The organism is Amycolatopsis rubida, from assembly GCF_900115345.1.
GTDB lineage: Bacteria > Actinomycetota > Actinomycetes > Mycobacteriales > Pseudonocardiaceae > Amycolatopsis > Amycolatopsis rubida.
In genome coordinates this window covers 535,877-550,982 of record NZ_FOWC01000001.1, presented here as the reverse complement: position 1 = coordinate 550,982, position 15,106 = coordinate 535,877, and the positions used below count along the sequence as shown (strand labels likewise).

Below are 15,106 nucleotides of genomic sequence, written 5' to 3'. Positions count from 1 at the left end.
CCCTGACTTTCGGTGTGGTGAGGTGTTCGGTCGTTATGAGTCATTTTGCCCGCCTCGCGCCCGGCGGGTGCCCTTGTGGAACGCCATCAGCGTCCGCGCGGTGGTCTCGCCCGCGTTGGTGACGTCCGCCTCGGCGGCGTCCGGGTCGTCGTGCAGCTGGGCGACGAGGTTCTGCTGCGGCTGCCTGCGCGGGAGCCGGGGCCGGTCGTCGCCCTCCAGCTCGCTGAGGTCGGGCTCCGCGGCGCGCGGTGCCGCCGGGACGTCCGGGATCTGGCCCGCGGACGGGGGATACGGCTCCGCGGTGCGCGGGTCCGGCGTCGGAAGCGGGCGGGCGGGATACGGTCGCGGCGCCGGCTGCGGTGCCTCGGGGGCCGGTCGCTGTGCGGCGCTTTCCGGTGCGGGCGCGCCGACCTGGGCGAGCGCCGGGGCCTCGGCCAAGGGTTCGGGCGCGTTCGCGTTGGCGAGGTGGTTCGACGGGATCAGCACGGTCGCCCGGGTGCCGCCGTAGCGCGACGGGTCGAAGGTGACCGTGATGCCGAGCCGCGAAGCCAGCCGCGCGACCACGAACAGGCCGAGGCTGGAGTCCGCGCGCAGTGCCATCGCGTCGAATTCGGGCGCGTCGGCCATCATCGCGTTAGCCCACTCGCGCACGCCTTCCTTCATGCCAAGCCCCTGGTCGGACACGTCGACCACGACGCCGCGCGCGACCATCCGGCTGGTCACCTCGACCTGCGAACCCGGCGGGGAGAACGACGTCGCGTTGTCGACCAGCTCGGCGACGAGGTGGATGGTGTCGGCGACCGCGGTGCCGACGATCGCGACGTCTGGCACCTGCTCGACCTGCACCCGCGAGTACTGCTCGGTTTCCGAGACGGCCGCGCGCAGCACCTCCATCAGCGAAACCGGTTTGCGCCAGCGCCGTCCGGGCTGCTTGCCGCCGAGGATGATCAGGTTCTCGGTGGTCCGGCGGGCGCGCGCGGCGAGGTGGTCGAGCTGGAACAGCGAGGCCAGCTGGGTCGAGTTCTCTTCGCGGCTTTCCATTTCGTCCAAGATCTGCAGCTGCCGGTGCACCAGCACCTGGTTGCGGTGGGCGATGCCGAGGAACACGTTGTGCACGCCGCTGCGCGCCTTCGCCTCGCTCGCCGCCGCGTTGACCGCGGTCAGCTGCGCGGTGTTGAACGCCTCGGCCACCTGGCCGATCTCGTCCCGGCCGTGGTCCAGCTTCGGCAGCTCGGCCTCGATGTCCACCGGATCGCCGCTCTTGAGCCTGCCGACGATGTTCGGCAGCCGGTTGCGCGCGAGGTCGAGCGAGTCGTTGCGCAGCCGCTCCAGGCGCGTCATCAGGGTCCGGTCGACGAGCGACCGCGACACCCGCACCGCGACGATGATCGCGGCCAGCGAGGCGAGCAGGGCCACGATGCTGCCGATGATCGCGTTGCGCAGCTGCGCGTTCCCGGAGTCGATCGCGGCGGTGGAAACCTGGTCGGCCTGTTCGATGGTGAGCTGGTTCAGACCTTGGGCGACCTGCGCGGTCAGCGCGTGCCAGTCGCCCGCCGAGACCGGGACGTTGTTCTGGTCGCCGCTGGTCCACGGGCCGTGCTTGATCAGTGAGTCCTCGGCCGCGTTGAGCCGTTTCCACGCGTCGCTCGTCGAGAGCTGCTGGTAGTGCTGGCGCACAGCCGGTTCGAGGAACGGCGAGATCTGCGCCAGCTGCGTGCGGTAGTAGCCGACCAGCTGGGAGAACTGGACGAAGTCGTCCGGCGCGAAGGTGCTGCCGGAGAACGCCGCCGACACCAGCGACGTCTCGCGCGACATCAGGTCGCCCGCCCGGAAGAGCGAGGTCGCCGAGATCGCGCCCTGCACCGCGGTCGCGTCGGGGACGATGCGCGCCTGCGTGTCGAACAGCGTCGCCGCGGAGTCGAGGACGCCGTTGTAGTAGGTGTTGACCTGTGCGCGGTTGATGCTGCGGAAGTTGACCTGCGAGCGCAGCACTGGCAGCTGGTCGAGCTGCGCCTTCAGTGCGGTGACCTTGCTGGCGATCTCGTCCGGCGCGCTGGAAATGGTGGCCGCGAAGGCTTCTTGCAGACCCTTCAGCTTGCCGTCGCTGTCCTGCTCCTGCTGCTGCAACTGCTGCGGGCCGGAGCTGGGGCTGTCGAGATACTGCAGGGCGAGCTGCCGTTCTTGCTGCAGCGACGACAACGCGGTGAGCGCGGGGATCGAAACGTCACGCACCGAGCCCGCGACGAGCCGCACGTACAAGCCGTTGATGAAGAAGGCCGTCGCCAGCACCGCCCACAGCACGAGCAGGGTGATGCTCGGGATCAGGACCGTCCGGGTCAGCCTCTTCCGGATCGACTTGTCGTACGCCTTGCCGGGATCGTCCTTGTTCTCCACGATGATTCACGAACTCCTGGGTCACCCTCGGCGAGAGTGCGGACACGGCCGGGGAAGCGGACACGCCAGTGGGTGCGAGTGGTCCTCGTCACGGAAATCTCGGATACACCCTTCGTAGGCCCACCGAACGGAACAGCCCCGGTTTCTATCACGAACGGGGGCCTCGTGGTGCCGCTGAACGAGCAGCCGAACGTCGTCGTGACGGCGGTTACCGACCGTAGCGGCGGGTTCCCCCGGCGTTTTCCGAGGCCCCGGCCCTGGCTGCGGATTTCGGACCAACGGGCTGGGCTGAATGAGTGATTCAAAAAGTGTCCGGACACTCAGTCAAGGTTCCGCGTGGTGGAACTGTCGGCGAATTGACTTGTCGACAGTTCCTGTCCACAGTGGACTAATGACCGACCCGCGGCGTCGGGCCGAGGAACGGGAGCAGTTCGATGCCGTCCTGAAGCGCGGCGAGGGTGCGCAGGACTCCGGCGCCGCCGGTGGCGACGTCAGCGGACAGTCGTAGCAGGCGAGTGCCGGGGAAGGCAAGGCCGCCGCGGAACGGGACCGCGTACCAGGAAAGCCGCGTCAGGTGCCGGTCGATCGCGTCCTGGGTGCGCCGGTCCGGCGTGCTGCTGAAGGCCAGGCCCGCGGCGAGCCCGCAGCGTCCGTTCAGCAGACCGGGATGGAGCGCGAATTCCCCGCGGCACGCGACGCGCAGTGCGGGCAGGCTGCGCGCGGCCTTCGCGTCGAAGCGGTACCGCGCCAGTTGTTCGGTGACGATCAGTATCCCGGCGCTGCCGATTCCCGCCCCGCGCCGCGAACCGCGGTTGCCGTCGCGGACCGGCAGCGAGCCGTCCAGCGCCGGGACGCATTCCTCCAGATCGCGTTCGAGCGCCTGGTCGGCGAACGACAGCCAGGCCGGTTCACCGGTGCGTTCGTAGAGCCGCAGGAACAGCAGGGCCGGGCCGGACCAGCCGTACAACAGCCCGGCCCGCGCGGTCGCTCCCGGCGGTTCCGCGGTGTCCAGTGCCTCGGCGAGCCGGATGCCGATGTTCAACGCCTGCCTGCCGAATTCGTTGTCGCCGCGGGTCGTGGCGAAATGCAGCCGGGTCAGGCCGATGCCGGCCAGCCCGCTCGCGAGATCGTGGCCGACGGTGTGGTCCACCAGCGCGCGCGAGACGGCGAGGAGATCGGCCGCGGCCTTCCGGTGGCCGAATTCCTCCAGCACGTACGCGATTCCGTGGCTGCCGTCGTAGAAACCCGCGCGGCTGGGCTGTTCCCCGTCGATCGCGTCGAGCAGCCACTGCTCGTGCTCGGGGAACCGGCCGGCGCCCGCGACGTGCAGCGAGTGCAGCACGCCCGCCGCGCCGGTGCCGAAGGTCGCGCCGCCGACGCGGAACTGCTCGATGTCGCCGGGGAACAGCCGATCCTGGCGATCCGGGGTCGCGCACGCGAGCAGGGCTTCGGCGATCTGCTTGCGCACCAGGGTCCAATCGGGGCGGGGTTCGTCGAGTTCGGTGTGCGCGGGCTCGGTGTGCGGCGCGATGCGGTCGGCGTACCCGGCGGGCAGGGAGAACCGGCGTTCGGTGAGCTCAGCGGCCCAGCGGAGGCGTTCCGGCACCAGGCGGTAGAGCGGGGCCAGCGGCAGGAAGAGGCGCAGCCGCAGGGCGGTTTCGTCGCGGTCGAAGCCGGTCAACGACACCGTGCCGGAACTGTCGACCAGGATGTTGCGCGGGTTTTCGAGCACGACGCCGCGTTCGGCGGCTTCGGCGACGATCCGGTCGACCTGCGCCAGCACGGACAACGCCTGTTTGCGGTAGGCGGCGAGGTCGGTTTCGGGGCAGTCGCGGCGGGTGAGCGGGTAATGCCGGGTGAGCCAGGCGTCCAGCGGCAGGCCCTGCCGGTACTCCCGCACCAGGTAATGCCGCTGCCCGGCGAGGTAGGCGTGGGTTTTCGGGATGCCGGGGATTCCGGCGAGCCGCTCGAAGAGGTCGTGTTTGCGCTCCAGTCGCGCGGCCGCGTCGACGCCGTCGCCGTCCAGTCCGGTGTAGGGCCAGGCCTCCTCGACGAGCACCTGCTCGACGCCGCGTTCGGCCAGGTAGACGGCGGTGCCGTGGGCCTGGCGGAGCACTTCGGCGACCGGGTGCGGCGGCATCGGCGCGTCGGTGTACTCCGCGACGCAGTCGGGAATCCGAACCCAGTCCGGCACGGAGAACTCCGGGCCCCGCGGCGCGGGTTCGAGAGCGCTGCTCGGCCTGCGCAGCGCGGGCACCCGGGCGCCGCCGTGCTCGGTCCACAGTGGCATGAACCCGCCATAGTGCACGTGAATCGGGCATTCTCCGCAGCGAAGCGCACCGTCGATATCTGGTCCGGGCTCGCCGGCGAGGAGTTCGGAAAGATCGTCGAGGATCTGCTCTAGCGCGTTATTGTCGGGAGGATAAATAGTGGCCAGCGCACCGGTTCCGCCGGTCGTCGGATATTCGGCATTGCGATCGAGGAAAATCGACCGGGAACGCAGATGCCGGTGGTGCAGCCGGGCGATCCGGCAGTACTCGCGGATCCGGTCCAGTACTCGGTCGGCATTGCCGGGGGCGGCGGAAATCTCTACCGCCCAGCCTTGTTCGGGCAATACGGCACCGGCGGGGCGCAGGCGACGCCAGTGTCCGTGCTCCTCCACAGTCCACTGTGGACCGTAGGATGGGGCGGCCAGGTCGTCGGCGGATATTTCCCGTCGGCGGTCGAAGAACCACGGATCGGCGAGGCAGAATGCCTCGTGCCGGACGTTCATAAAAGTGGATCCTTCCGCGTGTGCGCTGCTCCGGTTCTCCGGCGACGGAAACTATTTCCGCACAGCTTAGCCGTCGCGCCAATCCGCCATTTCAGCGTTCGGCCGACCCGGGCGGGGCGCGGATAAATCCGGCACTGGCGAACCGAGAGTGAGTTACCGTCGCCCGGTCGAGCGGGATTTCCGTGGCATTCGAGAATTGACGGAATGCCAGCGACCCGTTCCGGTGAACGTGGTCCCGGCCACGCTGTCGGCCCCTCGCCCGTCCGGGCCGGCAAGCGAGGCGGGTACGTTGAGGCCGGCGGGCAGAAGGAGGAACGGGTGATCGTCGGGTTCGCGATAGCGGTCGCTGGATGCGCCGCGCTCGTCGCGCTGTGGAGTTTCGTCCAGGCGGCGCGCAAGAAGCTCCCGGACACCCCGCTGCTCGTCGCGCTCGCGGTGATCGAGGTGCTGCTGCTCGCCCAGCTCGTGATCGGGATCGTGCTGCTCGCCGGCGGGCACCACCCGGGCAGCCTCGCGACCTACCTCGCCTACCTGATCGGCTGCCTCGTCGTGCTGCCAGTCGGCGCGGCGTGGGCGCTTGCCGAGCAGAGCCGGTCGAGCACAGTCGTGCTCGGCATCGCCTGCCTGGCTGTTCCGGTGATGGTGCTGCGACTGAACGAGGTGTGGAGTGGAGCAAGCGCGTAGGACGGCCACCGGCCCCGGCCGGATCCTGGTCGCGGTGTACGCCATCTTCGCGCTCGCCGCGACATCGCGGGCGGGCGTCCAGATCGGCACGAAATTCCACGAGGCGCCGCTGGCGTACGTGCTGTCGGCCTTCGCCGCGCTCGTCTACATCCTGGCCACGATCGCGCTCGCCCGCGGCGGCCGGACGTGGTGGCGCATCGCGCTCGCCGCGTGCACGGTCGAACTGCTGGGCGTGCTGACCGTCGGCACGCTGAGCGTTTTCGACCGGCAGGCGTTCCCGGACGCCACGGTCTGGTCGGTGTACGGACAGGGGTACCTGTTCATCCCGCTGGTGCTTCCGGTAATCGGCCTGTACTGGCTGCGCCGGACCAGGGCCGCCGGCTGAGGAACAGTACGCGGAACTGTCCGTAGCGGCGGCAGCAGCAGAAGAACAGGTGGTCCCCGGCTACTTTCGCCGGTTCTGGTTCCTGGGCGACGCCCTGATGATCGGGGTTCCCCGTCCCCACCGGAACCGCGGCGACGAAGCCGCAGAAACGAGAGACCATGCGTTTGCGCACCTGTTTGCTCGTGCTCGCTACCGCGCTTGGCCTAGCCGGATTTGCCGGACAGGCCGCTGCCTCCAGCGGACCGGCCTCGACCCCGGCGATCATCGGCGGCGGTTACGCCTCCAACGCCCCGTGGGCCGCGCGCCTGTTCGTGAACGGGCAGCAGAACTGCACGGCCACGATCATCGCGCCGCAGTACATCCTCACCGCGAAGCACTGCGTCGCCTCCAGCGGGAGCTACACCTTCCGCATCGGCAGCCTCGACCAGAGCAGCGGCGGCACGATGGCCACCGGTGCCGCGATCACGCGCTACCCGGGTGCCGCTGACCTGGCCATCGTCCGGCTGTCCAGCTCGGTGAACGCGACGTACTCGCCGCTCGGCACGACGAACGACGTCCGCGCCGGGCAGACCGTGCAGGTGTATGGCTGGGGCGCGACGAGCCGGTGCGGTTCGGAGATCAACTGCCAGTCGCGGTACCTGAAGGTGGCCAACGTGCGCGTGACGACGCCGTCGTGCAGCGACTACGAAGGCGGCGTCGCGGTGTGCGCGACCTACGGCGACGGCATCACCGCGGGCGGCGACTCCGGCGGCCCGATGTTCGCGTCCGGACGCCAGGTGGGCGTCGCGTCGACCAGCGACCGGCAGAGCAGCACCGCGTACACCAACATCACGCGGTACCGCAGCTGGATCTCGCAGGTCGCGGGCGTCTGAGCCTTCCGGCGTCTGATTTTGTCGGTGGTCCGGCCTAGTGTTGGGAGTGCGCACCGCTTCCGTTGCGCGGAGGAGGAGAACCATGCCCGACAAGCTGATCCCGGGGCCGGACCACCCGATCACCGTTGCACCCAACCCGGCGCGGGTGGTGGTCAAGGCAGGCGAGAAGACCATCGCCGACACCACCCGCGCGCAGGTGCTGCGCGAGGCCAGCTACCCGCCGGTGCAGTACATCCCGCTGGAGGATGTCGACCTGGCGATGCTGTCGCCCACCGAGCACCGCACGCACTGCCCGTACAAGGGCGACGCTTCCTACTACAGCCTCGCCGCGGTGCCGGACGGCGAGAACGCGGTGTGGGTGTACGAGGCCCCCTACGACGCGGTGGCTCCGATCAAGGGGCACGTCGCGTTCTATCCGGACCGGGTGGAGATCGAGGAGGTCGGCTGAGGGGTGCTTGGCTGTTGCGGTTTCGGTGCCGATCCAGTGCGCCGCTGATCCGGGTCCGGCGTCTCGCGGTGTGGTGCTGACCAGCGCATCGGCACGGCTCCGCGGGCGAGAGCACGGCTCAGCGGCCGACTTCGAGCCAGGACGCCTCTCCCGCTTGTCGCAGTGCGTTCCACAGCAGGTTGAGGGGATGGCTGTCCGGGTACGAGGACCGTTCGCCGCGCCGGGCGAACACGCCGACGAGCAGTTCGAGTTTCGGCTCGATGTCGTCGACGAGGCCGATGGTGCGCAATCCGGAGGCGGCGTGCAGGCGGTTTTCGCCCGCGGCCTCGCCGAGCCCTTGGGTGACGAGCATGCAACCGCGGACCAGACCTGAACGGAGCAGTTCGAATCCGTATTGCGCGGAGTCGATCTCGGCGACGATGTCGAGCCGGTTGCGGTAGTCGGAGCCGAACCAGCCGCGCATAAAGTCGTTGATCACGCCGCCGCTGGGCACGACGAGCGGAAGCGTCGGCAATTGGCTGGTGGCGACGGGCTCCCCGGGCTTCGGAGTGTCCATATTGGTCACGATGCCGAGTCCGCTGCGCCGCCATTCGAGCACGTCGACGGAGTCGAGCGCGCTGGTCGTGACGACGCTGCCGCACACCAGGTCCACGTCCTTGGCCAGCAGCCGGTCGATCAGGTCTTTGGTGCGCACATGCACCACGTTCAGCTCGATGTCGCGGCCGCGGAACTGCTCGGCCACGAGATCGCCCGCGTGGGCTAGGCTGCCGAGGGTGTAGCGAGTCGCGCCGACGGTGAGCGTTCCGCCGAGTTCGCGCCGGCATTCGTGAATGGTGTCCAGCAATTCGGTGAGAGTGCGGCGCGCTTGCTGTGCGACGGCGCGTCCGGTGTCAGTAAAAAGAACGTCACGACCGCGGCCCTGACGGTGCAGCAATGGTTCTCCGCACAATTCCGAGAAATTGCGGTTGAGGGTGTCGAGTTGTTTTTGCACGCTGGACTGGTCGCGGCCGAGCGTGCGGGCCGCGGCGAGGGCGGTTCCGGTTTCCGCGACCGTGATCAGCGTGCGCAACTGGTCGAACGTCGTGTCGAGCAGGGCAGGTGACGAGCGCAGGAGCCTGCTGAGCACGTTGAACGACGGCGACCGGAACGGGCTGGGTGCGGACATCTGGCAGGACTCGCCTTCTCATTCTCTTCGCGGACGTCGGAGAGCCTAACCCGGCGTTCCTGATCTCGTGGCCAGTTAAAAAAATCTGAAGATTTTATCGGCGAACCAGTAGACGGCGCAAGCAGTCGGCGGAAAACTTGGTGACGCTTGATTCGATTGCTGAGCCAAGGAGTCCGACAGAAGTGAGTTCGTACGGTTCCGCCGGCGCGCGACGCTCGCGCACCCTGACCATCGGCGGGCTGGGGTTGCTCAGCGGGCTGCCGTGGGGTGCTGGTGCGGGGCGAGGGCCCGATTCGCCCCGCCAGGCAGGAGTACCTGCGGGCCGAAGGCTGGGACTTGGCCTTGAGCGGCCTGCTCCCGGCTGGCGACCTGACCGGAATCGCCCTGTCGTCGTTCACCAGCCGCGCGGCGATCTGGCTGGTCCTCGGCCTGGTGACCTTGGTGTCAGCCGCGACGGTGCTCATACCTTGGGCCCGGATGGTGCTGACGGCGTTCGCGGTCATCGGCCTTGCCCTGCGTGACCTGATCGACCTGAACCCGGCTTCGCCTTCGACGCGAGTGCGGTGCTGAGCCTGCTGGCGGTGCTCGTGGTGCAGCGGCTACCCGGGGCGTTCGGGCGCGGAAGGCTGCGGCGTTCGCGGCCTGAGGTTTTGAGGGGGCGCAGTGTTTGCGAGCGGCACGTCTGAGGGGTCGTGCCGCTTGGGAAGCCGAACGGTCGAAGCGGTGCCGGAGGGCAGTGTTGCGAGGGTTCGTCTGGGAGAACGTCGTTGGAGGGGCGGCGTTTCGGAGACGGTGCGTGACTGATCGCTCCAGCAGATCCGTGTGAGGGGACGGATGCTGGTGAGCGCCCACGTCCTGGAGGGGATGGCCGCTTGAGCCGGGTCCGGTGCGGATCCTGGCCGAGAGCCAACGCCCCTGCGAGGGCGGCCGAATGAGGCGGGCTCGTTGGGGAACGATGCCGGAGGGGCGACGTTCGAGGGGGCGAGCCGTCGGGGGCAGCGCTTCAGCGGAAGCGCTGCTGGGAGGGGAGTGCCGTGCGAGGGGGAGTTCCGCCTCGTCGCTTGACGGCGGCGGGGCGGGACTGGGTCGCGGGACGGTGTTTGTTGACGGCCGCAGGGCGGGATTGGGTCGCGGGACGGTGTTTGTTGGCGCGGCGGGGCGGGATTGGGTCGCGGGGCGGTGTTTGCTATCGCTCTCCGGTGACTGCCGCCAGTTGATCTGGCCGATTGACGGGTCGCGGTGGCAGCGGTCCTTGCGCCCCGAGCGTCAGCGGGGTCGGACGCATGCCGGTTTCAGGGTCGACGGCGGCGCGACGCAGCTCTAGGACAGCGCCCGTTTCCACACTTCGGTGGCGCAGCGGCATAGCTCGGCCGGCTCCACCGCGGCCGGGTCGAGCAGGCACTGCAGCGCGATGCCGCGGAGCTGCCCGACGATGGTGACGGCGATCTGCTCGGGGTCGACGTCGGAGCGGATGGTGCCCTCAGCGATGCCCGCGGAGATCTCTTGCCGCAGGTCGTGGCGGAAGGCGGTGTCGCGTTCGCGGAAGATCGGGGCGAGTTCCGGCGCGGTCATCGATTCCGCCCACAGCACCAGGAAAGCCCGGCTCAGCACGTCGGGCTCGCTGAGCCGGGCGAGGTAGCCCTCGATCAGCCGCAACAGCCGGTCCAGGCCGGGTGCCACGGTGTCGAGACCGGGGACGAAACCGGTCTGCGTGGTGCGGGCGAGTTGTTCCAGCAACGCTTGTTTCCCGCCGAAGTGGTGGGTGACCAGGCCGCGGCTGTACCCGGCGCGCTCGCCGACGCGGGCCAAGGTCACGGCGCGTACGCCTTCCTCGACGACCAGCTCGGCGGCGGCTTCCAGCAAAGCGGCCGACGCCTGGTCCCGGCGTTCCTGTTGAGTGCGGCGCGGCGCGGTCACGGGAAGAAACTCTACAACATACTTGCCAGTCGACAAGCAAGTATGCATAGAGTGGGAGCGACGAGAGGGAGGAAGTCCGATGACCGCAGTTTTCGTCCACGGCAATCCGGAAACCGCCGCGGTGTGGGAGCGTCTGCTCGCCGAGCTGGGCGATCGCTCGACCGTATGCCTGTCCCCGCCCGGGTTCGGCGCGCCGTGGCCGGAGGGGTTCGGCGCGACGGCGGTCGAGTACCGCGACTGGCTGATCGCCGAGCTGGAGAAGTTCCCCGAACCGGTCGACCTGGTCGGCCACGACTGGGGCGGCGCACACGTGCTCAACGCAGTCATGGCGCGTCCGGAATTGGTGCGCACCTGGGCCAGTGACACGGCCGGCGCGTTCGACCCGGATTACGTCTGGCATGACCTCGCGCAGGGGTGGCAGAAGCCGGGCGTCGGCGAGGAAGCCGTCGCGGCGATGTTCGGCGCGCCGGCGGAAGCCCGGGCCGAGCGCCTGGTCCGCAGTGGAATGCACGAAGCGGTGGCCGCCAAGGTCGCCGAGGGAATGAACGACGACATGGCCCGCGCGGTGCTCCCGCTCTACCGGTCCGCGGCGCAGCCCGCGCTCGCGGAGTCCGGCCGGAACCTCGAACGCGCGGCGGAGCGTCCGGGACTCGTCGTGCTGGCGACCGAGGACCACTTCGTCGGGACGGCCGAGCAACGCCGCCGCTCGGCCGCACGAGCCGGGGCGAAGGTCGCGGTGCTGGAGGGGCTCGGGCACTGGTGGATGACGCAGGACCCGGCCCAGGGCGCGCGCGTCCTCGCCGAGTTCTGGGACTCGTCCAAATAGGACAGTTCAGGCGCGTGCGACGAGATGGAACACCCGGCTGAGCCGCCGGTACGGGTCTCGTCGCGCGGCCTCCAGCTCGACCTCCGCGATCTCGCCGATCCGGCTCTCGTCGACATCCAGGTCCATCCAGTCGGCGAACAGCCAAACCCCGTACCAGGCAAGCGGTTCGGCTCCCTGTCCGACGAGCAGCTGCGACAGCCCTGCGACGGTGTCGGCGCGCGTGTCCACGCCGAGGACGCCGCGCTCGCCCTGCCCGTCGAACGCCGTCAGCGCGTCGCTCCACCGTCCTTCCAGGGCCGGGAGGACGGCCAGCGTCTCGGCGTTGAGCGCCATCACCGAGACGACCCCGCCCGGTGCCGCGCAGGCGCACAGCGCGTCGATCATCGGTACCGGATCGTCCACATACATCAGCACGCCGTGGCACAACACCGCGTCGAACTTCTGGCCCGCGACCGCCGCGACGGCGTCCTCGCCGCGGCTGCGCACCAGCTGGACGCGCTCGCGTACCTCGGCTGATTCTGCGGCGAGACGCTGCGCCGCTTTCGACAGCATCGCGTCGGACGAATCCAGCAGAACGACGTCGTAACCCAGGCGTGCCAAGGGGAAGGACTGATGTCCGGCCCCGCCGCCGACGTCGAGCACTGTCGCTGGTGGCGGAGGCAGGTGCGCCAGGAGCTGCTGATGCAAGACATACGTGCGCACTCGGCCTTTGACGGTCGCGTACGCGCCTTCCACGAACGGACTCGCCAGTGCGGCCCAGGCGTCGGTCTCCATGCCGTTCATAGTGCGCCCGAACTTATAGTGACGCGCATCACATAAAGTCCAAGTCCAGAACCCGCTCGCGTCTCCGACCACTCCGCGAAAGACCCCGAAACCACGAGGAGCAAGACGATGAAGTTCCTGATCAGCCTGCACATCAACCAGTCCGTCCTCGACGCGCTGACCGACGAGGAGAAAGAGGCCCTCGGCAACGGCGTCACCGCGTTCATGGAGTCGACGAAGAAGTCCGGCGAGCTGATCGCCGCCCAGGCGCTCGCCGACCCGTCGCAGGCCGCGGTGGTGTCGGTCCGGGACGGGCAGCCGGTGGTGACCGACGGGCCGTTTCTCGAGTCCAAGGAGTTCCTCGGCGGGTACTACATGATCGACGTCGAGAGCAAGGAGCGGGCGATCGAGCTGGCCGCGCAGGTCCCGGACGCCGCGATCGAGGGGCTCGGCGTCGAGGTGCGCCAGGTGATGTTCTCGGAGGGACAATTGGACGCGTGACCGCTCCCTCCGTCGAGGACCTGCTGCGCGAACTCGTGCCGCAGGTTCTTGGCGTGCTGGTGCGCCGGTACGGCCAGTTCGAGGGCTGCGAGGACGCCGTGCAAGAGGCGGTCCTCGCGGCTTCTCGGCAATGGCCGGTCGACGGCGTGCCGAACAATCCGCGCGGCTGGCTGTCGACGGTCGCGTCCCGGCGCTATGTCGACCAGTTGCGCAGCGACCAGGCGCGCCGCGAGCGGGAGCTGGCGAACGCCGCCGAGGCCGCGCCCGAGGTGCCGGACACCGACGACACGCTGCTCTTGCTGTTTCTGTGCTGCCATCCGGCGCTGACCCCGGCGTCGCAGACCGCGTTGACCCTGCGCGCGGTCGGCGGTCTGACGACGGCGGAGATCGCCCGCGCGTTTCTCGTGCCGGAGGGCACGATGGCTGCCCGGATCAGCCGTGCCAAACAGCGGATCAGGGCGGCGGGCAGTTCGTTCCCGGGTTCGGCGGAGCCGGAGCGGCTGAATGTCGTGCTGCAGGTGCTTTACCTGATTTTCAACGAGGGTTACACCGCGTCGTCGGGCAGCGATCTGCACCGCGCCGACCTGGCGTACGAGGCGATTCGGCTGGCCAGAATGGTGCACGCGCGGCTGCCGGACGACAGCGAGGTGACCGGTCTGCTCGCGTTGATGCTGCTGACTCACGCTCGTCGGACGGCCCGCACGACGCCGTCGGGCGATCTGGTGCCGCTGGCCGATCAGGACCGCACGACGTGGGACCGTGCGATGCTCGACGAGGGCACCGAGCTGGCGAAAGCGTCGCTGGCGGGTTCGGCGCTCGGCCCGTATCAGCTGCAGGCGGCCATTGCCGCGACACACGCCGACGCGGCGACCGCGGACGAGACCAACTGGCGGCAGGTGCACGCGCTGTACCTGATCCTGGAACGGATCGCGCCCAATCCGGTGGTGACGTTGAATCGGGCGATCGCGCTCGCCGAAACCGAGGGGCCGCTGGCCGGGCTCGCTCTGTTGTCCACATTAGACAGTGAGGAGCGGATCGCCCGGCATCACCGGTTGCTGTCGGTGCGAGCGCATTTGCTGGAGAAAGCCGGGGATCTGCCTGGCGCGTACGAGAACTACCGGCTGGCCGCGAAGGCGACGGCGAGTGTCGCGGAGCAGCGTTTCTTGACAGCTCGGGCCAGCCGGGTGAAGCCGTGGTAGGCGCCGGCGGCCCGGGCGAAATAGCCGAACACCACCGCCGCCTCTTCCGGCCGGTAGCCGCGCAGGATCTCGCCGACGCTGGCGCGAGCCGGGGGCGAGTGCCTTGTCCAAGCCCTCGGGCTGGTGGAGCGGCTGGACAACGACCTTACGCCGGTCGTCGGGGTCGGGTGCGCGGCGGACGTAGCCGCCCTCCTCAAGGCGATCGACCAGGCGGCCCAGTTCGCTGGCGGTCATCGCGCCGCGCAGCTCCAGGATGTTCAGCGCGTACAGGTCGGTCGCTCCCAGTCCGACCGCTCGCGCGCTCGCCTGCGAGTGCAGGACACCGACCTCGCCGCTATCACCGCCGTGCTGGATCGCCTATGTCGGCACCCTCGACCAGAGCGCGGACGAGACCGGCCGGGCGCATCAAGCGCTCTTCGACAGCTTCGTCAAGGGCACGCGGCTGGCTCACGAGGTGTTGAGCGTGCGCCGGGTCGGTCCCGCTTCGGCCCACGTCGTCACCCACGGTGCGACCGCCAAGGGCTCGAAGCCCGCTGAGCTGAACAAGGTCCGGACCTACAGCCTGGTCCGCACCGGGAGCGGATGGAAGGTCGCTGCGTTCCAGAACACGAAGCACCGGCCGTTGCTGGAGGCGGCCCGCTTCAAGTTCCAGCCGGCGAGCAAACCGGCCGCCTGATCCGGACCGGGCTCCTCAAGAAACGCCCTGCCTTCGCTCGCTGTCGTCGCCACGACCGGACGCACCGGCCAGCTGGTCGTCGAACGCGGTTTGGCCGCCGGATACGACGTGACCGCCATCGCCCGCCTGCCAGGGAACCTCGCCCTCGATCATCGCCGGCGCACCGCCGACGCGCTGAACCCGGAGTCGCTGCGCGGTGCGCTCGCCGGACCCGAGGCGGTGGTTTCCGCGCTCGGCTCGACCGGCCTCGGCCCCACCACCGTCTGCTCCGCCGGGACCGCCGCCATCGTTTCGGCTTTGCCGTCCGGTGCGCGGCTGATGGTGCTCTCCTCCGCCGCTCTCGCGACGCCGCCGGACGCCGGGCCGGGCGCGCGGTTGCTCGGCGGGATCCTGCGCTGGGTGGCTGCGGCATCCGTACGCCGACATGGCGCGGATGGAGAAGCTGTTGGCTTCCAGCGGGCTCGCGTGGACAGCGGTGCCGCCGAGCGGGTTGACTGACCAGCC

Annotated in this window: 15 protein-coding genes and 1 pseudogene; 10 read left to right on the top strand and 6 right to left on the bottom strand. The window is 69.4% G+C overall.

Annotated elements, in window-relative coordinates:
- Positions 1 to 33: 33 nt before the first annotated feature.
- Complete coding sequence (locus BM362_RS02695) at positions 34 to 2,394, bottom strand: sensor histidine kinase (protein WP_093572108.1); 2,361 nt, start codon at positions 2,392 to 2,394, stop codon at positions 34 to 36.
- 388 nt (positions 2,395 to 2,782) lie between these two features.
- Complete coding sequence (locus BM362_RS02690; protein WP_093572107.1) at positions 2,783 to 5,167, bottom strand: class III lanthionine synthetase LanKC N-terminal domain-containing protein; 2,385 nt, start codon at positions 5,165 to 5,167, stop codon at positions 2,783 to 2,785.
- A gap of 318 nt (positions 5,168 to 5,485) precedes the next feature.
- Here BM362_RS02690 and BM362_RS02685 point away from each other — a divergent pair, with 318 nt between their 5' ends.
- From BM362_RS02685 to BM362_RS02670, 4 genes are all read left to right on the top strand, one after another.
- A complete protein-coding gene (locus tag BM362_RS02685; protein WP_067583964.1) occupies positions 5,486 to 5,851 on the top strand; it encodes a hypothetical protein in 366 nt (121 codons plus the stop codon).
- Between the two features lie 22 nt (positions 5,852 to 5,873).
- Positions 5,874 to 6,236 carry a hypothetical protein gene (locus BM362_RS02680; RefSeq protein WP_093572709.1) on the top strand — a complete coding sequence of 121 codons (363 nt, stop codon included), beginning with the start codon at positions 5,874 to 5,876 and terminating at the stop codon, positions 6,234 to 6,236.
- 158 nt (positions 6,237 to 6,394) lie between these two features.
- Entirely contained in the window at positions 6,395 to 7,108 is a 714-nt protein-coding gene (locus BM362_RS02675; RefSeq protein WP_067583967.1) for a S1 family peptidase, read from the top strand.
- An 82-nt stretch (positions 7,109 to 7,190) separates the two neighbouring features.
- On the top strand, positions 7,191 to 7,556 hold the full coding sequence (locus tag BM362_RS02670) for a DUF427 domain-containing protein (protein ID WP_067583970.1): 366 nt from the start codon (positions 7,191 to 7,193) through the stop codon (positions 7,554 to 7,556).
- Between the two features lie 118 nt (positions 7,557 to 7,674).
- Here BM362_RS02670 and BM362_RS02665 read toward each other — a convergent pair whose 3' ends face one another.
- The gene (locus BM362_RS02665) at positions 7,675 to 8,721 is read right to left on the bottom strand and encodes a LysR family transcriptional regulator (RefSeq protein ID WP_093572106.1); all 1,047 of its coding nucleotides are present in this window, start codon (positions 8,719 to 8,721) and stop codon (positions 7,675 to 7,677) included.
- Positions 8,722 to 8,988: 267 nt separating this feature from the next.
- Here BM362_RS02665 and BM362_RS48100 point away from each other — a divergent pair, with 267 nt between their 5' ends.
- Positions 8,989 to 9,291 carry a hypothetical protein gene (locus BM362_RS48100; RefSeq protein ID WP_208865095.1) on the top strand — a complete coding sequence of 101 codons (303 nt, stop codon included), beginning with the start codon at positions 8,989 to 8,991 and terminating at the stop codon, positions 9,289 to 9,291.
- Positions 9,292 to 10,041: 750 nt separating this feature from the next.
- Here BM362_RS48100 and BM362_RS02655 read toward each other — a convergent pair.
- Positions 10,042 to 10,638 (bottom strand): TetR/AcrR family transcriptional regulator, encoded by a 597-nt coding sequence (locus BM362_RS02655; protein ID WP_093572105.1) that lies wholly within the window; start codon positions 10,636 to 10,638, stop codon positions 10,042 to 10,044.
- Positions 10,639 to 10,717: 79 nt separating this feature from the next.
- Here BM362_RS02655 and BM362_RS02650 point away from each other — a divergent pair, with 79 nt between their 5' ends.
- Positions 10,718 to 11,464, top strand: a complete 747-nt coding sequence (locus BM362_RS02650) for an alpha/beta fold hydrolase (protein WP_093572104.1) — start codon at positions 10,718 to 10,720, stop codon at positions 11,462 to 11,464.
- Positions 11,465 to 11,470: 6 nt separating this feature from the next.
- Here BM362_RS02650 and BM362_RS02645 read toward each other — a convergent pair whose 3' ends face one another.
- Complete coding sequence (locus BM362_RS02645; RefSeq protein WP_093572103.1) at positions 11,471 to 12,238, bottom strand: methyltransferase; 768 nt, start codon at positions 12,236 to 12,238, stop codon at positions 11,471 to 11,473.
- 117 nt (positions 12,239 to 12,355) lie between these two features.
- Here BM362_RS02645 and BM362_RS02640 point away from each other — a divergent pair, with 117 nt between their 5' ends.
- Both BM362_RS02640 and BM362_RS02635 read left to right on the top strand, forming a co-directional pair.
- Positions 12,356 to 12,727 (top strand): YciI family protein, encoded by a 372-nt coding sequence (locus BM362_RS02640; RefSeq protein ID WP_067583987.1) that lies wholly within the window; start codon positions 12,356 to 12,358, stop codon positions 12,725 to 12,727.
- Positions 12,724 to 13,926, top strand: coding sequence for an RNA polymerase sigma factor (locus tag BM362_RS02635; RefSeq protein ID WP_093572102.1), 1,203 nt, complete (start codon positions 12,724 to 12,726; stop codon positions 13,924 to 13,926). Before BM362_RS02640 ends, BM362_RS02635 begins: the two co-directional genes overlap by 4 nt.
- 183 nt (positions 13,927 to 14,109) lie before the next feature.
- Here the strand turns inward: BM362_RS02635 and BM362_RS48675 are convergent.
- Positions 14,110 to 14,160 (bottom strand): annotated as a pseudogene (locus tag BM362_RS48675) (hypothetical protein); the annotation flags it as partial.
- A 19-nt stretch (positions 14,161 to 14,179) separates the two neighbouring features.
- Between BM362_RS48675 and BM362_RS02625 the strand changes: the two are divergent.
- Both BM362_RS02625 and BM362_RS02620 read left to right on the top strand, forming a co-directional pair.
- On the top strand, positions 14,180 to 14,602 hold the full coding sequence (locus tag BM362_RS02625; RefSeq protein WP_208865094.1) for a nuclear transport factor 2 family protein: 423 nt from the start codon (positions 14,180 to 14,182) through the stop codon (positions 14,600 to 14,602).
- A 27-nt stretch (positions 14,603 to 14,629) separates the two neighbouring features.
- Positions 14,630 to 15,100 carry an NAD(P)H-binding protein gene (locus BM362_RS02620; RefSeq protein WP_093572101.1) on the top strand — a complete coding sequence of 157 codons (471 nt, stop codon included), beginning with the start codon at positions 14,630 to 14,632 and terminating at the stop codon, positions 15,098 to 15,100.
- The last annotated feature ends 6 nt before the right edge of the window (positions 15,101 to 15,106 follow it).